This window comes from Massilia suwonensis, from assembly GCF_042655665.1.
Taxonomy (GTDB): domain Bacteria; phylum Pseudomonadota; class Gammaproteobacteria; order Burkholderiales; family Burkholderiaceae_D; genus Telluria; species Telluria suwonensis.
The window spans coordinates 1,767,398-1,785,848 of the sequence record NZ_JBHSMR010000013.1 but is presented as its reverse complement, the minus strand read 5'-3'; the positions used below and the strand labels follow the sequence as shown (position 1 = coordinate 1,785,848).

General features: G+C 64.7%; 22 protein-coding genes. 12 read left to right on the top strand and 10 right to left on the bottom strand.

Features of this window, described 5'->3' with window-relative positions; all coding sequences use genetic code 11:
• The first annotated feature begins 230 nt into the window (after positions 1–230).
• The 4 genes from edd (at position 231) to ACFPQ5_RS16070 (ending at position 4,122) form a co-directional block, all read left to right on the top strand.
• Complete coding sequence (gene edd, locus ACFPQ5_RS16085; protein ID WP_379757724.1) at positions 231–2,150, top strand: phosphogluconate dehydratase; 1,920 nt, start codon at positions 231–233, stop codon at positions 2,148–2,150.
• Entirely contained in the window at positions 2,147–2,773 is a 627-nt protein-coding gene (eda, locus tag ACFPQ5_RS16080; protein WP_379757721.1) for a bifunctional 4-hydroxy-2-oxoglutarate aldolase/2-dehydro-3-deoxy-phosphogluconate aldolase, read from the top strand. Before edd ends, eda begins: the two co-directional genes overlap by 4 nt.
• 19 nt (positions 2,774–2,792) lie before the next feature.
• A complete protein-coding gene (locus tag ACFPQ5_RS16075) occupies positions 2,793–3,479 on the top strand; it encodes a YceI family protein (protein WP_379757718.1) in 687 nt (228 codons plus the stop codon).
• 61 nt (positions 3,480–3,540) lie between these two features.
• Complete coding sequence (locus ACFPQ5_RS16070) at positions 3,541–4,122, top strand: SRPBCC family protein (protein ID WP_379757716.1); 582 nt, start codon at positions 3,541–3,543, stop codon at positions 4,120–4,122.
• A 7-nt stretch (positions 4,123–4,129) separates the two neighbouring features.
• Here ACFPQ5_RS16070 and ACFPQ5_RS16065 read toward each other — a convergent pair whose 3' ends face one another.
• The gene (locus ACFPQ5_RS16065; RefSeq protein WP_379757713.1) at positions 4,130–5,170 is read right to left on the bottom strand and encodes a S41 family peptidase; all 1,041 of its coding nucleotides are present in this window, start codon (positions 5,168–5,170) and stop codon (positions 4,130–4,132) included.
• Between the two features lie 244 nt (positions 5,171–5,414).
• Here ACFPQ5_RS16065 and ACFPQ5_RS16060 point away from each other — a divergent pair, with 244 nt between their 5' ends.
• Together ACFPQ5_RS16060 and ACFPQ5_RS16055 are read left to right on the top strand one after the other, a co-directional pair.
• The gene (locus ACFPQ5_RS16060) at positions 5,415–6,002 is read left to right on the top strand and encodes a Rhs element Vgr protein (protein ID WP_379757710.1); all 588 of its coding nucleotides are present in this window, start codon (positions 5,415–5,417) and stop codon (positions 6,000–6,002) included.
• 155 nt (positions 6,003–6,157) lie between these two features.
• Complete coding sequence (locus tag ACFPQ5_RS16055) at positions 6,158–6,598, top strand: hypothetical protein (protein ID WP_379757707.1); 441 nt, start codon at positions 6,158–6,160, stop codon at positions 6,596–6,598.
• Here ACFPQ5_RS16055 and ACFPQ5_RS16050 read toward each other — a convergent pair.
• Genes ACFPQ5_RS16050 through ACFPQ5_RS16035 form a run of 4 tightly spaced genes read right to left on the bottom strand, consistent with a single transcriptional unit; the run spans position 6,595 to position 10,272 of the window.
• Complete coding sequence (locus tag ACFPQ5_RS16050) at positions 6,595–7,077, bottom strand: AAC(3)-I family aminoglycoside N-acetyltransferase (protein ID WP_379757704.1); 483 nt, start codon at positions 7,075–7,077, stop codon at positions 6,595–6,597. The two genes, ACFPQ5_RS16055 and ACFPQ5_RS16050, sit on opposite strands and share 4 nt — an antisense overlap.
• 2 nt (positions 7,078–7,079) lie before the next feature.
• Positions 7,080–8,303 carry an ABC transporter permease gene (locus ACFPQ5_RS16045; protein WP_379757701.1) on the bottom strand — a complete coding sequence of 408 codons (1,224 nt, stop codon included), beginning with the start codon at positions 8,301–8,303 and terminating at the stop codon, positions 7,080–7,082.
• Complete coding sequence (locus ACFPQ5_RS16040; RefSeq protein WP_379757698.1) at positions 8,300–9,061, bottom strand: ABC transporter ATP-binding protein; 762 nt, start codon at positions 9,059–9,061, stop codon at positions 8,300–8,302. Before ACFPQ5_RS16040 ends, ACFPQ5_RS16045 begins: the two co-directional genes overlap by 4 nt.
• Positions 9,061–10,272 (bottom strand): efflux RND transporter periplasmic adaptor subunit, encoded by a 1,212-nt coding sequence (locus tag ACFPQ5_RS16035; protein ID WP_379757695.1) that lies wholly within the window; start codon positions 10,270–10,272, stop codon positions 9,061–9,063. Before ACFPQ5_RS16035 ends, ACFPQ5_RS16040 begins: the two co-directional genes overlap by 1 nt.
• Positions 10,273–10,460: 188 nt before the next feature.
• Here ACFPQ5_RS16035 and rpiA point away from each other — a divergent pair, with 188 nt between their 5' ends.
• Both rpiA and ACFPQ5_RS16025 read left to right on the top strand, forming a co-directional pair.
• On the top strand, positions 10,461–11,138 hold the full coding sequence (gene rpiA / locus ACFPQ5_RS16030; RefSeq protein WP_379757692.1) for a ribose-5-phosphate isomerase RpiA: 678 nt from the start codon (positions 10,461–10,463) through the stop codon (positions 11,136–11,138).
• Positions 11,139–11,154: 16 nt separating this feature from the next.
• The gene (locus ACFPQ5_RS16025) at positions 11,155–11,484 is read left to right on the top strand and encodes a hypothetical protein (protein ID WP_379757689.1); all 330 of its coding nucleotides are present in this window, start codon (positions 11,155–11,157) and stop codon (positions 11,482–11,484) included.
• 240 nt (positions 11,485–11,724) lie between these two features.
• Here ACFPQ5_RS16025 and ACFPQ5_RS16020 read toward each other — a convergent pair whose 3' ends face one another.
• Positions 11,725–12,894 carry a DUF2325 domain-containing protein gene (locus tag ACFPQ5_RS16020; RefSeq protein ID WP_379757686.1) on the bottom strand — a complete coding sequence of 390 codons (1,170 nt, stop codon included), beginning with the start codon at positions 12,892–12,894 and terminating at the stop codon, positions 11,725–11,727.
• A gap of 141 nt (positions 12,895–13,035) precedes the next feature.
• Here ACFPQ5_RS16020 and ACFPQ5_RS16015 point away from each other — a divergent pair, with 141 nt between their 5' ends.
• Together ACFPQ5_RS16015 and udk are read left to right on the top strand one after the other, a co-directional pair.
• Positions 13,036–13,257 carry a hypothetical protein gene (locus ACFPQ5_RS16015; protein WP_379757683.1) on the top strand — a complete coding sequence of 74 codons (222 nt, stop codon included), beginning with the start codon at positions 13,036–13,038 and terminating at the stop codon, positions 13,255–13,257.
• Between the two features lie 70 nt (positions 13,258–13,327).
• Complete coding sequence (gene udk / locus ACFPQ5_RS16010; RefSeq protein ID WP_379757680.1) at positions 13,328–13,969, top strand: uridine kinase; 642 nt, start codon at positions 13,328–13,330, stop codon at positions 13,967–13,969.
• Between the two features lie 12 nt (positions 13,970–13,981).
• Here udk and arfB read toward each other — a convergent pair whose 3' ends face one another.
• On the bottom strand, positions 13,982–14,407 hold the full coding sequence (gene arfB / locus ACFPQ5_RS16005) for an alternative ribosome rescue aminoacyl-tRNA hydrolase ArfB (protein ID WP_379757677.1): 426 nt from the start codon (positions 14,405–14,407) through the stop codon (positions 13,982–13,984).
• A gap of 103 nt (positions 14,408–14,510) precedes the next feature.
• Between arfB and ACFPQ5_RS16000 the strand changes: the two genes are divergently transcribed.
• Positions 14,511–14,918 (top strand): hypothetical protein, encoded by a 408-nt coding sequence (locus ACFPQ5_RS16000; protein ID WP_379757674.1) that lies wholly within the window; start codon positions 14,511–14,513, stop codon positions 14,916–14,918.
• A gap of 64 nt (positions 14,919–14,982) precedes the next feature.
• On the opposite strand, the gene ACFPQ5_RS15995 is transcribed toward ACFPQ5_RS16000, so the two are convergent.
• The gene (locus ACFPQ5_RS15995) at positions 14,983–15,825 is read right to left on the bottom strand and encodes a DUF817 domain-containing protein (protein ID WP_379757671.1); all 843 of its coding nucleotides are present in this window, start codon (positions 15,823–15,825) and stop codon (positions 14,983–14,985) included.
• Positions 15,826–15,938: 113 nt separating this feature from the next.
• Between ACFPQ5_RS15995 and ACFPQ5_RS15990 the strand changes: the two genes are divergently transcribed.
• Positions 15,939–16,493, top strand: coding sequence for a DUF488 domain-containing protein (locus tag ACFPQ5_RS15990; RefSeq protein WP_379757668.1), 555 nt, complete (start codon positions 15,939–15,941; stop codon positions 16,491–16,493).
• A gap of 156 nt (positions 16,494–16,649) precedes the next feature.
• Here ACFPQ5_RS15990 and ACFPQ5_RS15985 read toward each other — a convergent pair whose 3' ends face one another.
• Entirely contained in the window at positions 16,650–16,922 is a 273-nt protein-coding gene (locus ACFPQ5_RS15985) for an oxidative damage protection protein (RefSeq protein WP_136219671.1), read from the bottom strand.
• Between the two features lie 36 nt (positions 16,923–16,958).
• Positions 16,959–18,272 (bottom strand): amino-acid N-acetyltransferase, encoded by a 1,314-nt coding sequence (gene argA / locus ACFPQ5_RS15980; RefSeq protein ID WP_379757665.1) that lies wholly within the window; start codon positions 18,270–18,272, stop codon positions 16,959–16,961.
• Positions 18,273–18,451 lie beyond the last annotated feature (179 nt).

The window sequence follows — 18,451 nt, the reverse complement described above, 5'->3', positions numbered from 1 at the left end:
TTATTGATAGCCTTGCCATGGACCGACCTGTGCGGACGCGTGGAGTCAGGACTCCACCCTACAGGTTCTTGCTAATCCAGCATTTGCGGCAGAGTTCGATTTGATGTTTACGTAGGGTGGAGTCCTGACTCCACGCGGTACACCGTCTCCGGTGCCGCAAACTATGCATTGGCCAAACCCCATTCCCATTTTGTAGTAAAATTTCAGAATCCAATTTCGAAGGAACGATTATGGCGCTGCACCCCGTAGTTGAACAGGTAACGAACCGGATCATCGAGCGCAGCCGCGTCTCGCGCGCGGCCTACCTCGCGCACCTCGAGGCGGCGCGCGTCCAGGGCGTCCAGCGCGGCACGCTCGCCTGCACCAACCTGGCCCACGGTTTCGCCGCCTTCCCCGCAAACGACAAGCTGAAACTGCGCGAGCAGAAGAAGCCGTCGGTCGCGATCGTCTCGTCCTATAACGACATGCTGTCGGCGCACCAGCCTTTCGAGTACTTCCCGAAAGTGATCAAGGAAGCCGTGCGCGAGGTCGGCGCCGTGGCCCAGTTCGCGGGCGGCGTACCGGCCATGTGCGACGGCGTCACGCAAGGCCAGCCGGGCATGGAGCTCTCCCTGTTCTCGCGCGACACCATCGCCATGTCGACCGCCGTCGCGCTCTCGCACAACATGTTCGACGCCGCCCTGTATCTCGGCATCTGCGACAAGATCGTGCCGGGCCTGCTCATCGGCGCGCTGCACTTCGGCCACATCCCGGCCGTCTTCGTGCCGGGCGGCCCGATGACCACGGGCTTGTCGAACAAGGAAAAGGCGCGCGTGCGCCAGCTCTACGCGCAAGGCAAGGCCACGCGCGAGGAGCTGCTCGAATGCGAATCGCAGTCCTACCACAGCGCCGGCACCTGCACCTTCTATGGCACCGCCAACAGCAACCAGATGCTGATGGAGATGATGGGCCTGCACCTGCCGGGCGCCGCCTTCATCACGCCGGGCACGCCGCTGCGCGACGCGCTCACCGCCGCGTCCTCGCACCAGGCAGTCTCGATCTCCCAGCAGGGCGGGCACTACATGCCGGTCGGGCACATCGTCGACGAGAAGAGCATCGTCAACGCCATCGCCGCGCTGCACGCGACCGGCGGCTCGACCAACCACACGCTGCACCTGGTGGCGATCGCGCGCGCGGCCGGCATCGTGATCGACTGGAACGACTTCGACGAGCTGTCGAAGGTCGTGCCGCTGCTGACCCGCATCTACCCGAACGGCGAGGCCGACGTGAACCACTTCCAGGCCGCGGGCGGCCCGGGCTTCGTGATCCGCGAACTGCTCGACGCCGGTCTCGCGCACGAAGACGTCAACACCATCCTCGGTCACGGCCTGCGCAAGCACTGCAAGGAACCTTTCCTGGGCGAGGACGGCAAGGCGACCTGGCGCGACCTGCCGGCGCAGTCGGGCGACGAGGATGTGCTGCGTCCGGCCTCGAACCCGTTCAGCAACAACGGCGGCATGGTGCTGGTGCAGGGTAACCTGGGCCGCGCCGTCATGAAAGTCTCGGCCGTAAAGAAGGAACACCAGACGGTGGAAGCGCCGGCGCTGACCTTCAATTCGCAGGAAGACTTCATGCATGCGTATAAAGCGGGGCACCTGAACCGCGATTTCGTCGCCGTGATCCGCTTCCAGGGCCCGCGCGCCAACGGCATGCCCGAGCTGCACGCACTGACGCCCGCGCTGTCGAACCTGCAGGATGCCGGCTACAAGGTCGCGATGGTGACCGACGGCCGCATGTCGGGCGCGTCCGGCAAGGTGCCGGCGGCGATCCACGTCTCGCCCGAGATCCTGTCCGGCGGCCCGCTCGGTAAAGTGCGCGACGGCGACATCCTGCGCGTCTGCGCCGCCACCGGCACGCTGGAAGCATTGGTGCCGAGCGAGGTCTGGGACAAGCGCAAGCAGGTCACGGCCGACATCTCGGCCAGCCACATCGGCATGGGCCGCGAGCTGTTCGCCATGTTCCGCGCCGGCAGCAGCGCGGCGGAAGAGGGCGCGGCCACCTTCCCGCTGCCGTCTCCGAAACAAACCACCGTGCCGCTGCATGAGGGCGCCGACAGCGGCGAAATCATGCCGGGCTCCGACGAAGATTTCCTGTTCAGGACTCAAAAATGACTATGACCGTACTCGACATCATGCGCTCGGCGAGCGTGATCCCCGTGATCGCCATCGACGATCCATCGCACGCCGTGCCGCTGGCGAAAGCCCTGGTGGCAGGCGGCATCCGCGTGCTGGAAGTGACCCTGCGCACCGCGCATGGCCTGCAGGCGATCCGCGACATGGCCCAGGTTGAAGGCGCCATCGTCGGCGTCGGCACCCTGACGCAAGGCGAGGAATTTGCCGCCGCGCGCGACGCCGGCGCCGTGTTCGGCGTCTCGCCGGGCCTGACGCCGGCCCTCATCGAGGCAGCAAAAAAGAGCGGCCTGCCGCTGCTGCCGGGCGTGATGACGCCATCCGAAGTGATGATGGCGCGCGAAGCCGGCTTCAGGCAGCTGAAACTGTTCCCGGCGGTGCCGGCGGGCGGCGTCGGCATGCTCAACGCGATCGCCGGCCCGCTGCCGGACGTGACCTTCTGCCCGACCGGCGGCATCTCGATCGATACCGCGCCCGCCTTCCTGGCCTGTAAAAACGTGGCCTGCGTCGGCGGCTCCTGGCTGACGCCGAAGGACGCGATCGCGGCCGGCGACTGGAACCGCATCACCGAGCTGGCGAAAGCGGCGGCCGCGCTGCGCAAGTAAGCGCTTCATCGGGCGCATCATGGCTTCCACGCCAGCCGCCGTGATGCGCCTCTTCCCCTTGCTGTTGCTGCTGGCCGCCTGCGGGCGGCAGCTGGCGCCGCCGGCGCCGGGTCCTGACGCTGCTCCAGGCCCGTACCGCACAGGGACGGCTTCCGATGCCGCCGTCTACACCGTGGATCCGCAAGCCTCGCTGGTCGCCGTCACGGTACGCCGCGCGGGCCTGATGGCGCGGCTCGGCCACGACCACGTGGTGGCCAGCCGCACGCTGGCGGGCCATGTCGCGCCTGGTGCGGGCAGCGCCGACCTGTCCTTCCGTCTCGACCAGATGAGCGTCGACGAGCCGCAACTGCTGCGCGAAGCCGGTATCGGCAAACAGCCGTCACCCCAGGCGGTCGAGGGCACGCGCACCAACATGCTCGGCCCGGTGCTCGAGGCGCAGCGCTATCCGACCGTGACGCTGCATGCGCAGCAGCAGGCCGACGGCCGGCTGGGCGTCGCCATTACGCTGCACGGGACCACGCGCTGGCTGGCGCTGCCGGCCGCGGTCCGCATCGACGAGCAGCAGGTGAGCGCGAGCGGAACCGCGCGCCTGAAGCAGACCGATTTCGGCATCACGCCGTTTTCGGTCGGGGGTGGGCTGCTCGCGGTACAGGACGAGCTGGAAGTGCGCTACGAGATCGTGGCACGGCGCGTGGCACGGCGCTGAGGGCAGGGGCGTCGTCCGCCAATCGCGCGACGCCAGCCCATCCGCGTGTTAGGCTTGGCAGATGCTAGCTCGCATTCCCGCCATGCTGCTGTTGGGCTGCGCCTTGTCGGCCTGGGGCCTTGCCCCGGTGGCGGCGCAGCCTGGCGCGCCCAGCTTCGCACTGGACGTGAAGCGCGTCGATGGCGGCGAAGGAGACCGGGTCTACCAGATCGCGTCGAGCGGCACGGTGGCGGCAACGCCGGCCGCCGTCTGGCGGATTCTCACCGATTACAATCACCTGGCCGATTACCTGCCGAACCTGAAAAGCGCGCGTGTCGTGTCTCGCAATGGCGACAGCGTCATCGTCGAACAGCTGGGCACCGCCCGCTTCCTGTTTTTCAGGCAGACGATCCGCCTGCTGGTGCAGGTGCGCGAACGGGCGCCGGACCGCATCGACGTCAGCCTGATCGACGGCGACATGAAGGTCTATCGCGCCAGCTGGGAGCTCAGTCCCGTGGCCGGCGCCGCCGGCACCAGGCTGACCTACAACGCGACCATCGTACCGAAGTTCCATGTGCCGGGGTTCGTGGGAACGGACACGGTCAGGCAGGACGTCGCCAGGATGATGGAGGCCGTGCTGGTGCGGCTGGACCGGCCGGATTAGCTACCGTTCACTGTCCCCCGGCGCCGGGCGGAGCGCTTCCTTGCAGCCGGCGCTGCAGCAGGTCCTTGGCCACCGCAAGCGCGTTGTCCGGCGCCGCTGCGATATCCGGGATGACGCCCACCCCCTCCCAGTTGGTACGGGTAATTGGACTAATGGTGCGCCGGCTGGGTATCACGGCATAAAAATGCTCGCTGAGCCGATAAGGACGCGCGGCGTGGGCGCCGCCCCAGGTCCGCTCGCCGATCACCGTGGCACGTTTCAGCGCTTGCATCGTGTACGCGAATGCTTCGGCGGCGGATTTCGTCTCAGGGCCTGCCAGGATGAGGACCGGCTTCTTGCCGCCATAGCGTTTGCCGTCGAGCGTATCCTGCGTCCAGTACTGCCGGGTGGTGTCGGTCGCACGCTCCCAGGTGTCGTTGAGGCGGGTGCGCTCGTCGACAAAATAGCTGATCAGCAGCGCCACCGAGTCGCCCCCGCCGCCGCCGTTCTTGCGCAGATCGATGATGAGGCCATCCGTGTCGGCGAGTTCATTCATCGCCGCGGCGAACTTGTCGGATACGAGAAAAGCCGGCGCGAACGAGGAAATCTGCAGGTAGCCGATATTGGAGCCCAGGCGATCTACCTTTTCGAGGCCGAGATTTGACGCGCGAACCCTTTCGAGCACCTCGGGCGGTGCCTGTTTTTCCCACTCCGCCCGCGTCTGGGGTGGTGGCGGCATCGTATCCTCGGATGGCACCGGGCGGGGGCTGAAACCCACCAGCATATGCTTGTCGCGGACGACGCTCTCGATGTCATCCGACAGCTGCTTGGCCAGCTGTTTGGCGTCCGTGATTCCATCGTACTTGCCCTCGCGCTGGCGCTGGCGCAGGACCGCCTCGGCCTGTTTGGCTTTGTCTGGAAAAACATAGTTGGCATTGAGCTTGGCAACCAATGTATCGACGACCTCCAATTGGGTCGCGCGATTCAGCTCCCCTGCCGGCGGGGGACTGGCGATTGCTCCTGTCACAGTCAGCAGCAAAGACGATAGGACAATCCATTTTTTGTTCATTTTTTTCCTTTGAGCTTGGCACGCGGGTTTTGAATGGGCAAATTAGAAACAGCTACGTCATCAATAAGGCAACAAAGTGGAATAAGAGTAGCACAACAATTGCCATGTAATAGCAATATTTATTGCGCGACTAGTGCTGATGGCGAGCGACTATGAATCCGCGGTGCTCTAGAGGAGTTGTCGAAGCGTAGTCGAGCAATCCAAATTAAGATTGCCGGGTGTCTTATTCTCGAAAAAGTAAGCGATGGATGATGTACCTCCTCGCCGCCTGCATCCGCAGCGCTGGCGCTCCCTTACCGCAGGGGAAATCGCCATGGCCTCGCTGCTGTTTCGCGACGCCATCGATTATTCGCGCGTGCGTATCCACAGCCGGCGCTACATGCCCTTCCAGCCGAAGAACTGCGCGATGACGCCCAACGGCAGCATGTACTTCCACCGCTCCTGCTTCCTCGACGACTATTCGCAGGCCAATCTGACGGGCCAGCACTGGTTCATGCACGAGATGGTGCACGTCTGGCAGCATCAGCTCGGCTACCCCGTGCGCCTGCGCGGCGCCGTGCGCATCAAGCTGCCGTACCACTACGAACTCCACGAAGGCGCGACCCTGGCCGACTACAACATGGAAGCGCAGGGCGATTTATTGGCCGATTACTTCGTGCTGAAATTCCTGGGGCGCCCGGAGGCGATGCGGCAGCGCCGCTATGCCGGGCAGCTGGCGCTGTACGAGCGCGTGCTGGCCGGCTTCCTTGCCGATCCGGGCGATCGCGCCAATCTCCATCGCGGTTTCGCGCGCCGCCTTGCTTACCTGTCGCGCCCCCGTCACGCATCGTAGGGGTGGTCGCGGCCGATGGCCATCCTGTTGCACCGCCCCATCAGACCGCACCGGATTTCTCCGCCCGACCTCCCGCCTTTGATTTTCCTCAATGCTGCTGTGCGGCAACAAATTAGGCTTATTCCTGCCCATCCCTCCCGCATTCCGAACTCATCATGAAGTTAATTCTGACCTTGCTCCTTGCCAGCCTGCTGCTCCCCAGCGAGGCCGCGCGCCGCATCGGCGAAGCGCAGGTGCGCATGGACGCCAATGGCCAGCCCTGTTTCACGATCTCGGAGCGCGAAGAAAAACGCAGCGGCACGCCGGATTTCCAGGCGATCACCGTCAGCGAAGGCCAACGCGTGCTGTGGCGCATGGTCATGCCGCGCGATCGGACTTTTCCGGTCAGCTTCAGCATGTGCATTCCCTACGGTGGCAGAGTGACCGCGTTGCCGCAGACGCCGGCAGTGGCGCTGGGGGAGGGCAAGGCGTATTCGGTGCAGCTCGAAGTCAGGCCCGGCAAAAGCGCGGCGATGCCGCTGCGCTACCAGACCCAGTTCTGCCTGGATTCCCGACGCAATCGTGTGTCGGCACCGGTTTCCTGCCGCGCTCCTTAAGCGCTCGTCCGGGTAACGGGAATATCGAAGTGCAGCACCTCTTCGCGCCCCCCGAGTTTGCTGTAGAGCGCAATCGCCGCCGCATCCTCGGGCGCGGTATCGGCCTGCACGAAGATCACCCAGGCGCCGCGCGCCGCTGCGATGTCCTGCAGCGAGCGGATCAGGGCAGTCGCGATCCCTTGCCGGCGATGCGACGCCGCCACCGCCAGGTCGTAGATGTAGATCTCGCTGCGCTCCTGCTCGAACTTGCGCAGCTCGTAGGCGCACAGCGCGCCGGTCACCGCGCCGCCCTTCAGCGCCGCCAGCGCGATGAAGCTGTCGCTGCCGAGCAGCGTGCGCAGGTAGGCGGCGCTTGGACGCTTGCTCGTGTATGAGGCCGGGTCGGCAAAGACGTCGGCGAAGCAGTCCAGCACTGCATCCATCAGGATGCTGTCCTCGGGGCCGAGCTGGCGGATGTCGTGCGCAGTCTCATTTCGCATTTCTATTCATGCCTCAGGCAATCCACCGGCAGCAGCCTTGACGCCCTGCGCGCCGGATAAAACCCGAAGAACACCCCCACCGCACTGGCAAACGCACACGCCACGACCACCGCCTGCAGGCCGACCCTGACGTCGAATTCCGCCGCCGCCGAAATCGCCGCCGCGCCGGCTGCCGCGATGCCGATGCCGACCGCGGCGCCGGCCAGGCAGATCACCACCGCCTCGACCAGGAACTGCAGCAGGATGTCGCGCGGCTTGGCGCCGATCGCCATGCGGATGCCGATCTCGCGGGTGCGCTCGGTCACCGAGACCAGCATGATGTTCATGATGCCGATGCCGCCGACGATCAGCGAGATCCCGCCGATCACGCCCAGCAGGGCGGCGATGCCGGTCGTGATCTTGCCGGCGGTGGCGGCGAAGGTCGCCATGTTCTGCATGCGGAAGTCGTCCGGGTCGTCGAGCTTGATGCGGTGGCGGTCGCGCAGGGTTTCCTTCATGTCCTCGATCGCGTCGTCCAGCACGCCGCCGCTCTTGCCCTGCGCGGCGATGTAGTGCACGTTGTCGGGGAAGGGGCCGCGCACCATGTAGGCGCGCGCCGCCGTGATCGGCACCAGCACCATTTCGGACAGGTCGTCGCCATCCAGCTGGCGGCCCTCGCCCTGCAGCACCCCCACCACCTGGAAGGCCACGTTCTCGATGCGCAGGTAGCGGCCCAGCGGGTCCTGGCGGTAGAAGAACTGGTCCGCCTTCTTCTGGCCGATGACCACCATGCGCGCGGCCGCGCGCACGTCGTCGTCGGTGAACATGCTGCCTTGCTCGACCTTCCAGTTGCGGATCTTGAACATGGCCGGCGTCACGCCGTGCACCATACTGGTCGCGGTCTCGTTGCCGGCGGCGAGCTTGAAGCTGCCCTGCAGCGCGGGCGCCGCGCCGGCCAGGGCGGGCAGGCGGTTGAGGGCGTCCGCATCGGCCACCGTCAGCGAAGGCGCCGCGCCGCTGCGGCTGCGCTGCTCCGCGATGCGGTCGCCGCCCGGCATGATGTAGACCATGTTCGTGCCGAGCATCTCCATCTCTTTCTTGATGAAGCGCTGCATGGTGTCGCCCAGCGCCAGCATCAGCACCACCGAGGCGATGCCGATGACGATGCCGAGCATGGTCAGCGCGGTGCGCAGGCGGTTCGCCGCCATCGAGCGGAAGGCTTCCACCATCACTTGCAGCAGCTTCATGCCGGGCTCCCGGACAGCAGCTGTTCGTGGCTGGCCGCGAGCTGGCGCAGGCCCTCGGCGGATGGGCCGTCGTACAGTACGCGCCCATCCTTCAGGCGCACGAGGCGCCGGCTCCATGCCGCGATGTCGGGTTCGTGCGTGACCAGCACGATGGTGATGCCCCGATCGCGGTTCAGTGTCTGCAGGCCGCGCATGATGTCGTCGCTGGTTTGCGTGTCGAGGTTCCCGGTCGGTTCGTCGGCCAGGATCAGCGGCGGATCGCCCACCAGCGCGCGGGCGATCGCGACGCGCTGCTGCTGGCCGCCCGAGAGCTGGTTCGGCGTGCGCTTGCCGAGCTCTCCGAGGCCGACGCGTTCGAGTTCCTGTTTCGCTTTCGCCAGCGCCCGGGCACGCGGAACGCCCGCATAGATCAGGGGCAGGGCGACGTTCTCGATCACGCTCATGCGCTTGATGAGATTAAAACTCTGGAACACGAAGCCGATGGTGCGGTTGCGGATCTCGGCCAGCTGCGGGCGCGAGAGGGCGCGGGTGTCAGCGCCGTCGAGGCGGTAATCGCCGCCGCTGGCCTGGTCGAGGCAGCCGAGGATGTTCATCAGCGTCGACTTGCCCGAGCCCGACTGGCCCATGACCGCGATGAAGTCTCCGCGCTCCACGCGCAGGTCGACGCCGAACAGCACCGGCGTCTCGACGCTGCCGGAGACGTAGCTTTTGGTGACGGCCCGGATGTCGATCAGAGGTTTGTCCAGTACGGCCGCCATCACATGTCCTGGTTTGGCGTGATCGAGCGCGTCACCACGCGCTCGCCCGCCTTCAGGTCGCCGCTCACCACTTCGGTATAGCGGAAGTTCGACAGGCCGATGCGGATGTCGACCGGATGCGCTTCGTTTTTCGCGTCGAGTTTATAGACCTTGAACACGCGCGCCGTTTCGTTCGCGGTACGGAAGGCCAGGTCGTCCTCGGGCGCCGGCAGCGCAGGGGCCTTGGCCGGCTCCTTGGCTGCCTTGGCGGCCAGCTCCTTGCGTTCCTTTTCCTGTTCTTCTTCCGACAGGCGGAAGCGCAGCGCGGCGGTCGGGATGCGCAGCGCTTTCGGCCGGTTGTCGACCACCAGCCGCACCTGCGCCGTCATGCCGGGTTTGAGCAGCTCGTCCTGGTTGTCGACGTCGAGCACGACGTTGTAGGTGACGACGTTCTGCACCACGTTCGGCGCCAGGCGGAACTGGCGCATGGTCGCGTTGAACTCGCGGCTCGGGTAAGCGTCGACCACGAAGCGTGCCGGCAGGCCGTCCTTCAGCGCGCCGACGTCGGCTTCCGAGACGCTGGTATCGATCTGCATCTTGGTCAGGTCCTTGGCGATCTGGAACAGGTTCGGCGTGTTGAACGAGGCGGCCACCGTCTGCCCGAGGTCGATCGTGCGCTTGATGATGACGCCGTCGATCGGGCTGCGGATCACGCTGTTGTTCAGGTCCGCCAGCGCGCGCTCGAGCTGGGCCTGCGCCAGCTGGCGGTTCGCCTGCGCGACGTCGAGTTCGCGGCGCGACTGGTCGAGCGCCAGGCTGGAAACGAAGTTCTGGGCGACGAGCTGCTTGTTGCGCTCGAAACTGGCCTGGGCCAGGCGCAGCGAGGCCTGGGCCGAGGACACGCTGGCGCGCGCCTGGCCGACCTGGGCGTTGAAGATGGTCGGGTCGAGCTTCAGCAGCACTTGCCCCTTTTTCACGCGGTCGTTGAAGTCGGCGTTCAGCTCGACGACGGTGCCCGACACCTGCGAGCCGACGTTCACCAGCGCCACCGGATTGATGGTGCCGGTGGCCGTGACGGTATGCGTGATGCTGCCGGTATCGACGGCGCTGGCGCGGTACTTCAGCGGCGGCGTCTTGTCCTCGCTGCCGCGCTTGGCGTAGGCAAAGGCGGCCGCGCCCGCCACGAGCAGGACGCCTGCCACCAGCGCGCGTTTCTTGGTGAAGATCTTCATCGTGTCCCTGTCTGAATAGATGCCAAATTGCAATCAATCCAGTGTCGGGGAATTTTCTATATTCGGCAATACAAAACGGATATGCACACAGCTAAATCGAATATGCATGTGTTGCGTGGCCGCCTTGCGACGGCGCGCGGCGGCGATCCGTTAAAATGTCGCCATTCCTTCTTTCCATTGCAGACATCATGACTCAGGACGAACTCAAGCAAGCCGTGGCGCGCGCCGCCATCGATTACGTGGTCGACGGCGAAATCATCGGCGTGGGCACCGGCTCGACGGCCAACTTCTTCATCGACGAACTGGCGAAGATCAAGGACCGCATCAAGGGCACCGTGGCCTCGTCCGAAGCTACCGCGGCGCGCCTGCGCGGCCACGGCATTCCGGTGTTCGACCTGAACGAGGTCGAATCGATCGCCGTCTACATCGACGGCGCCGACGAGATCATGGAGCAGGGCGCGATGATCAAGGGCGGCGGCGCCGCCCTCACGCGCGAGAAGATCGTCGCTTCCGTGTCGAAGCAATTCGTGTGCATCGCCGATGGCTCGAAGCTGGTGAACACCCTTGGTAAATTCCCGCTGCCGGTCGAAGTGATCCCGATGGCGCGCGCCGCCGTAATGCGCCGCCTGGCAGCCCTCGGCGGCCAGCCGCGCCTGCGCACCAAGGCGGGCAGCATTGACCCCTTCATCACCGACAACGGCGGCGAGATCATCGACGTCGCCGGCCTCTCGATCGCCGACCCGAAGGCGCTCGAAACCGAGATCAACGGCATCGTCGGCGTGATCGCGGTCGGCCTGTTCGCGCTGAGCGGCGCCAATGTCTGCCTGCTGGGCATGGCCGACGGCGTCAAGACCCTGAGCTTCTGATCCTCCCGGAGACGCGATGAAAACACTGCCGGCGCTGGTGCTTGCAAGCCTTCTGGGCGGCTGTTCGATGTTTCGTGCGCCGGCACCGGCCGCGCCGGCAGTCCCTCCCGCTTCCAAACCGGCCGCGGGGCTGGTCGACGCGAACGGCGTGCCGATCGAGCGCGTGCCCTATCGTATCGGCGTCTCCTCGGTGACGGTCGAACAGCTGGCGCGCCAGCATGCCTGCGTCGGGCAGGGCGCGGGACTGATCACCGAGCCGGGGCCGGTCGAGGTCTATCGCCTGCAGTGCAGCGACGGCAAGGTGTTCATGGCGCGCTGCGAGCTGCGCCAGTGCCGCAAGATGTGAGTTATTCCCGAACGGCGCCTTTCACGGCGCCGTTTCTACTTCCTGCAGCATCGTAGGGTGGGCACTCCGTGCCCACGCGGTACGTGCGTATGGGGTGGCAGGACGTCTCCCGTAATTCGCGTACTTTCGCACCGCTTGCTTTACGAATCTGCATACGACGCACCGCGTGGGCACAGAGTGCCCATCCTACAGTTCTGCGTCAATGCCGCAAGCCCCGAACCTTCCCTCGAACGGCGCCTTTCACGGCGCCGTTTCTACTTCCTGCAATGTGCGCGCCAGGCTCGATACGCTCGGGTTATCGACGAACACGCAGCGTTTTCCGGTGCGTTTGCAGTGATCCTTCACGCGCCAGTAGGCGCCGTGGCTGATGCAGCCGGTCTGGCAGATCACGAGGTCCGCCGCGGCCAGGCTGGCGTCCAGCATGCCGCTGCTGTCTTCCAGCCCGCCGTCATGGTGCGCGAAGCGGGCGCCGACGCGCTCGACGATGCTGCGGTAGATCGGCACATTGCCGCTACGGCCGCCGACGCACAGGATGCTGCGTTCGATGAGCTTGACGGGTTGCTCGGGCAGGACGACCGGTTCTATAGGCGCTTCCGCTTGCGCCGCCACTGGAAGCGCCGGCTCTTTCCTGAGCGCCGCCAGCTGCGCCCGCAACGCTTCCTCGCGCGCCTCCATCCGTGCCAGCCGGTTGGCAAGCCGCGTGCGCGTTTCCAGCTCCGGAATCGACGCCCGCAGCGCTGCCAGTTCGGCGCGCGCCGTGTCCGCATCGGTCTCCTTGCCGATCACCAGCGCGCGCAGTCCCATCAGCGCCGTCTCGTGCTCGCGCACCGCGTGCGCCTTGTCCTGGGCCAGGGCATTGCAGCGCTCGCGGCTGGCGGCCAGTTCGCGCTGCAGCCGGGCGTTCTCGAGGAGCAGGGCGTTGTACTTTTCCATGTCCACGCGCGCGCAGGCGCCGGCCTGGTGCTGCACCATGTGGATGTCGCGCGTCATCTGTTCTTCCAGCGCGCCGGTGCAGCGCGCATGGGTCAGCCCGGCCCAGAAGGCGCCGGCGACGTTCCCGGCAGCGACGGCCTCGTCCCACAAGGCTTTCAATTCCGCCGTGCTGCGCGCCTTGTGGAAGCGCGCCACCTCGGCCGCATAGCGCCGGTCGAGCTCCTTCTGCAAGGCTTCCGACAAAGGTTTGCGCGTCATGCATTCGTTGACGACGCCGACGTGCAGCTCGTAGTCGTCGTGCTCGGGCAGGGCGCCGACGACCTTCTCGGTCAGCTTGCGCAGTCCCTGCATCGACAGGCCGACCCCGATCAGCGGGCAGTGGCAGGTATGGGACAGCTCCCACAAACGGCGGCGGCGCGAGCCCTGCGGGTGCAGGCCGTCTTCGGCGGAAGTGAAACGCGTGTGTTTATCGCACATGGCTCTCCTTTTTCGTCAATGAGAATGATTCTCATTCATATTCTAACGCGGATGAGGAGAGACGCAAGCGAATTCAGATGTTATTGCGCTGGAAAAACAATCTCGATAGACTTGCCGTTCTTGCAATCTCATCGACTTCCTATGTTTGATTTTTTCATTCCGGGACTAATCATTATTGCCGTCGCGTTCGGCGCGATTTATCTTTTTACGAGATCCGGTAGCCGTGCACGTGCCTGGATCACGGCAACGCCGAACCGGATCGCCGGCCTGGGCATCGCAATTTTGATTCTCTTGTGGGTAGGCGTGCTGACTTACAACGAATCGCACCGGACCGATTTCAGCACGAGCGGAACGACCAGGTAAGTCCCGCTCCGGGCCGGTTACGGATCAAGCAGCCTATGCCAGTCCACCGCCGCTCCGGTATCATACGGGGATGAATCAGATTTCTTCCCCCCCGTTTGTCATTGGCGTCGCCGGCGGTAGCGGCAGTGGCAAGTCGACGGTGACCCAGCAGGTGCTGGCCTCGTTCGGCGCCGAGATGGTGTCGGTCGTGATGCAGGACGATTACTACCGGGACCAGTCCGATCTCAGCCCGGAAGTGCGCCGCAAGCAGAATTACGACCATCCCGATGCGTTCGACTGGCCGCTGCTGGTGCAGCACGTCCAGGCCCTGCGCAACGGCGAAACGATCCAGATGCCGGAGTACGACTTCACGATCGACAACCGCTCCGACAAAACCATTCCCGTCAAGCCGGCCCCGGTCATCGTGATCGAAGGCCTGTTTGCCCTCTACGACGCGGATTTGCGCAAGATGATGTCGCTGAAGATCTTCGTCGACACGGCGGCGGACGTGCGTTTCATCCGCCGCATGCAGCGCGATATCGCCGAGCGCGGCCGGACGACGGAAAGCATCGTCAACCAGTACCTGGAAACGGTGCGCCCGATGCACAAGCAATTCATCGAGCCGACCAAGCGCCACGCCGACGTCATCCTGCCGCACGGCGCGAATGGCCCGGCGGTCGATGTGATCACCACCAAGGTGGCGAGCGTCATCGGCCAGCTCAAGCGGTCCTGATCTCCCTGCCGATCACTCGCTGACCCTGCCGCGCAGCGCCTTGATCTGGCCGCTGCGCGTTTTTTCATCCAGCCGGCGCCGCTGCGAGCTGCGCGTCGGCTTCGTCGGCCGGCGCACCGCCTGCACCACGGCCGCGGCATCGACCAGCGCCTGCAGGCGCTGCAGGGCGTCTTCCTTGTTCTGTTCCAGGCTGCGCGACTGCTGGGCTTTCAGTACCAGCACGCCTTCGCGCGTGATGCGGGTGTCGCGCATTTCGAGCAGGCGTTCCTTGACGTCCTCCGGCAGCGACGACGCCCGGACGTCGAAGCGCGCGTGGACGGCGCAGGAAACCTTGTTGACGTTCTGGCCGCCCGGGCCCTGGGCGCGGATCGCGATGAATTCGACTTCGGAAGGATCGATTGCGGGTGTCACTTTGCTTTTACCTGGATATGAAGGCATCCATCATGCCGGAAAAAGAGATGTATTTGTAACAACTGTAACGTGCGGCCTGTATTGATGGAAAGGTGTAGTCTAGCCATAACAATTTGATAAGGAGTCCACCATGAACAAGACCGCCATTTCCGCCCTGATGTTTGCCGTTGCCATCGCCGCTACCGGTTGCAAGAAAGCCGACAACGATCCATCGACGGGTCCTGCCCAGGAAGCCGGCAAGGCCATCGACAACACCGCCGCCAACGCCGCCCAGGAAACCCGTGAAGCGACCGCCGCTGCCGGCGCCGCTGCCGAGCGCGCAGGCGACCGTATCGAGAACGCCGCCGACCGTGCCGGCCAGAACATCGAAAACGCAGCCGACCGCGCCAACCAGAACATGAAGGAAGCCGGCGCCGAAGTTCGCCAGGAATCGCGTGAAGCTGCCGCTGAAGTCAAGGAAGGCGCTGCCAATGCCACCAACTCGGCCGGCAAGGCCGTAGAACGTGCCGGCGAAAAGATGCAGGACGCTTCCAAGTAAGCAAACTGTTTGACAGCGCAAGCCCGCGCCCTGCCTTGCAGCGCGCGGGCTTCGTCGCGCCTGCTTAATCTTGGGCGATGTGAATCTTGCTCTTGATGTGCTTGAGGCTGGCGACAATCGTAAACGTCATGATCACCAGCAGCGACCACGAACTCCACTTGCTGATGTGGACGATCGACCAGGCGCCCAGCTGGTTCGGGTAGCGCCACACGCCCCAGAAAGTGCCCATGTTCTCGGCCAGCCAGATGAAAAAGCCGATCAGGACAAAGCCCAGCATCAGCGGCATCTGGCGGTCGCGGTCGAGCGGGCGGTAGATGACGGTGGTGCGCGAATACAGGCCCAGCGCGCAGGCGGCCAGGTACCAGCGGTAGTCGCCGATGTAGTGGTGGGTAAAGAAGTTCGCGTAGATCAGGAGCGCGATCGTCGCGGCCATCCAGTAGGGCGGGTGATGGCGGATGCGCAGGTCGAACATGCGCCAGGCCTGCACGATGTAGCTGCCCACCGAGGCGTACATGAAGCCCGCGAACAACGGCACGCCGAAGATCTTGGTGTACGCGAAATCCGGATAGCTCCAGGACTGGATGTTGCCCGATACCTTGAATGCCTCCAGCGCGAACCCGACCACGTGAAACAGGCAGACCGCCTTCAGCTCGTCCCAGGTTTCGAGCTTCGCGTACACCATGCCGAACTGGATCGCCAGCGCGACGATCAGCAGCACGTCGTAGCGCGGGATGCCGAACAGGCCGGCGCGCGGCATCACCAGCACGGTGGCCATGAAGGTGAACACAAACAGGCAGGAGCGCGCGTTCTTGAAGCCGAAATACAGGAACTCGACCAGGCCGCGGCGCAGGCTTTTTAAATCGCGCGGGCGGTCGTCCATCAGCAGGTTGTCGAATGCGGCGAGCATGTTCATCTTCTTTTCAAAGCCGGGCAGGGGTGCTTCGATTGTACGACGGGCTCCGCGGCGCCGGCCAAATCTCATCGGCGCGAAAATACGATTTCGCCATCGGGAGTTGTATTGTGAACACGGACATCGTTTGCACCATCGGCCACTCGAACCGGCCGATCGAGGAATTCATCGACCTGCTGCGCCAGAACGAGGTGGCGGTGCTGCTCGACATCCGCACCGTGCCGAAGTCGCGCCACAATCCGCAGTTCGGCCAAGACCAGTTGCCGCAGTCGCTGAAGGAGGCGGGCATCGAATACCGGCAGATGCCGGGCCTGGGCGGCCTGCGCCGGCCCAGGCCCGATTCAATCAACAGCGGCTGGCGCAATACGTCCTTCCGTGGCTATGCCGATTACATGCAGACGCCGGAATTTGCGAAGAACGTGGATGCGGTGATCGACCTGGCCAGCAACACGCGCTGCGTGCTGATGTGCGCCGAGTCGGTGCCCTGGCGCTGCCACCGCTCGCTGGTGGCCGACGCGCTGCTGGTGCGCGGGATACCGGTCGAGCACATCATCAATCCGGGCAAGAGAAAGCCGGCGGCGCTGACGCCGTTTGCGAAGGTGGAAGGGACGCGGATTACTTATCCGCCCGAAGGAGGCGAGCAGATCGGCCTGGATTTCGGGTGAGAAGGTAGGGTGGAGTCCCGACTCCACGCGTTCGCGCGATTTGATCAGCGTTGCAAGGAATCCCGGACACCGATCATGCGGACGAGGCGCCAGTTTGCATACCTTGCAAACGCGTGGAGTCAGGACTCCACCCTACGGAACGGAAGGGGATGAAGCTTATGCCGTCGGCGGCACGTAGCCCACTGCCTGGTCGGCGCCTTCGCCGAAGAAATGCTTTTCCATCTGGGTCGCCAGGTACTTGCGCGCGCGGTCGTCGGCCAGGTTCAGGCGGTTCTCGTTGATCAGCATGGTCTGGTGCTTGAGCCAGCCCTGCCAGGCTTCTTTCGAGACCGACAGGTACAGTTTCTTGCCCATTTCGCCCGGGACCGGCGGGAAATCGAGGCCTTCGGCTTCCTTGTTGAGTTTGACGCAGTGGACGGTGCGGGCCATGTGATGCTCCTAAATTCTTGGTGACGAAAACCGGGATTATAAAGATTTAATGAAGATCTGCGACTTGCGCTGCCAGTTATACATGTGCTGGCGGTCCTTCGGCAGGTCGTCCACGGTCGCGGGCTGGAAGCCGCGCTTCTTGAACCAGTGCGCGGTGCGCGTGGTCAGCACGAACAGTTTCGTAAGACCCGCGGCGCGCGCGCGGTTTTCCATGTGCTTCAAAATGCGTTCGCCGTCGCCCTGCGCCTGCACGTCCGGGTTCACGGTAAGGCAGGCCATCTCGCCCATCTTCTCTTCCGGGAAGGGATACAGGGCCGCGCAGCCGAAGATCACGCCGTCGTGCTCGATCACGGAGAACTGCTCGATCTCGCGTTCGATCAGTTCGCGGCCGCGGTAGACCAGGGTGCCGTCGGCTTCCAGCGGCTCGATCAGCTTGATAATTCCGCCGACGTCCTCAATTGTGGCTTGTCTCAGGCTTTCCAGGTTCTCGTGGCTGATCATGGTGCCCACGCCGTCGTGGGTGAACAGCTCGAGCAGGGCCGAGCCGTCCATCTCGAACGGGACGATGTGGGCCCGGTCGACGCCGCTGTTGCAGGCTTTAATGGCGTGACGCAGATAGAAGGCCGCGTCGGGCGGCAGGAAGTTCGCCTGCAGCACGGCTTCGGCCTGGTGCGAGGACAGCTCGCGGATCTCGGTGCCGGCGGCATCCGACATCATCGGCGTTTCCGTGATGTAGATGAGCTTATCGGCATGCAGGGCGATGGCGGCGGAGGCGGCCACGTCTTCCATGGTCAGGTTGAAGACTTCGCCGGTCGGCGAGAAGCCCAGCGGCGACAGCAGCACCAGGTTGTCTTCGAACTGCAGGATCGGCGCGATCTTCTCGGCCGAGACCTTGCGCGTGACGCCGGTGAGTTCGAAATCGACGCCGTCGATCACGCCGAGCGGACGGGCGACGACGAAGTTACCCGACACGATGCTGATCTGCGCATGCGACATCGGCGTGTTCGGCAAACCCTGGCTGAAGGCCGCTTCGATGTCGAGGCGCAGTTCGCCGGCGGCTTCCTTGGCGCATTCCATGGCCGCGGTGTCGGTGATGCGCACGCCGTTGTGGAAGCGTCCCTCGACGTTACGCAGCGCGAGCTGCTCGGCCACCTGCGGCCGCGAGCCGTGCACCAGCACGATGCGGATGCCGAGTGCGACCAGCAGGGACAGGTCTTGCGCCAGCACCGGCAGGGCGCCGGCGGCCACCAGTTCGCCGGGAAAAGCGACGACAAAGGTCTTGCCGCCAAAGGCATGAATATACGGCGCGACAGAGCGCAGCCACTGGACGAATTGGGTAGGGTTTTCCATTTGCCGCATTATAATTCGCTGCGCGACTTGCGCACCAAATACCTCGTAAAAACAATGTCTGAACAGAGTAACAAGCCTTCGCCGGACGCGGCGCGCATAGCGCGCCGTCGCCTTGCGGCGCGCGCAGCAGTCCCAGCCAGTAATGCCAACAAGCCGCAGCGTGAGCCGCGCGGAGAGCT

Coding starts and splice junctions, on each gene's coding strand:
- edd (WP_379757724.1), top strand. CDS start 231: ATGGCGCTGCACCCCGTAGTTGAACAGGTAACGAACCGGATCATCGAG.
- eda (WP_379757721.1), top strand. CDS start 2,147: ATGACTATGACCGTACTCGACATCATGCGCTCGGCGAGCGTGATCCCC.
- ACFPQ5_RS16075 (WP_379757718.1), top strand. CDS start 2,793: ATGGCTTCCACGCCAGCCGCCGTGATGCGCCTCTTCCCCTTGCTGTTG.
- ACFPQ5_RS16070 (WP_379757716.1), top strand. CDS start 3,541: ATGCTAGCTCGCATTCCCGCCATGCTGCTGTTGGGCTGCGCCTTGTCG.
- ACFPQ5_RS16065 (WP_379757713.1), bottom strand. CDS start 5,170: ATGAACAAAAAATGGATTGTCCTATCGTCTTTGCTGCTGACTGTGACA.
- ACFPQ5_RS16060 (WP_379757710.1), top strand. CDS start 5,415: ATGGATGATGTACCTCCTCGCCGCCTGCATCCGCAGCGCTGGCGCTCC.
- ACFPQ5_RS16055 (WP_379757707.1), top strand. CDS start 6,158: ATGAAGTTAATTCTGACCTTGCTCCTTGCCAGCCTGCTGCTCCCCAGC.
- ACFPQ5_RS16050 (WP_379757704.1), bottom strand. CDS start 7,077: ATGCGAAATGAGACTGCGCACGACATCCGCCAGCTCGGCCCCGAGGAC.
- ACFPQ5_RS16045 (WP_379757701.1), bottom strand. CDS start 8,303: ATGAAGCTGCTGCAAGTGATGGTGGAAGCCTTCCGCTCGATGGCGGCG.
- ACFPQ5_RS16040 (WP_379757698.1), bottom strand. CDS start 9,061: ATGGCGGCCGTACTGGACAAACCTCTGATCGACATCCGGGCCGTCACC.
- ACFPQ5_RS16035 (WP_379757695.1), bottom strand. CDS start 10,272: ATGAAGATCTTCACCAAGAAACGCGCGCTGGTGGCAGGCGTCCTGCTC.
- rpiA (WP_379757692.1), top strand. CDS start 10,461: ATGACTCAGGACGAACTCAAGCAAGCCGTGGCGCGCGCCGCCATCGAT.
- ACFPQ5_RS16025 (WP_379757689.1), top strand. CDS start 11,155: ATGAAAACACTGCCGGCGCTGGTGCTTGCAAGCCTTCTGGGCGGCTGT.
- ACFPQ5_RS16020 (WP_379757686.1), bottom strand. CDS start 12,894: ATGTGCGATAAACACACGCGTTTCACTTCCGCCGAAGACGGCCTGCAC.
- ACFPQ5_RS16015 (WP_379757683.1), top strand. CDS start 13,036: ATGTTTGATTTTTTCATTCCGGGACTAATCATTATTGCCGTCGCGTTC.
- udk (WP_379757680.1), top strand. CDS start 13,328: ATGAATCAGATTTCTTCCCCCCCGTTTGTCATTGGCGTCGCCGGCGGT.
- arfB (WP_379757677.1), bottom strand. CDS start 14,407: ATGCCTTCATATCCAGGTAAAAGCAAAGTGACACCCGCAATCGATCCT.
- ACFPQ5_RS16000 (WP_379757674.1), top strand. CDS start 14,511: ATGAACAAGACCGCCATTTCCGCCCTGATGTTTGCCGTTGCCATCGCC.
- ACFPQ5_RS15995 (WP_379757671.1), bottom strand. CDS start 15,825: ATGCTCGCCGCATTCGACAACCTGCTGATGGACGACCGCCCGCGCGAT.
- ACFPQ5_RS15985 (WP_136219671.1), bottom strand. CDS start 16,922: ATGGCCCGCACCGTCCACTGCGTCAAACTCAACAAGGAAGCCGAAGGC.
- argA (WP_379757665.1), bottom strand. CDS start 18,272: ATGGAAAACCCTACCCAATTCGTCCAGTGGCTGCGCTCTGTCGCGCCG.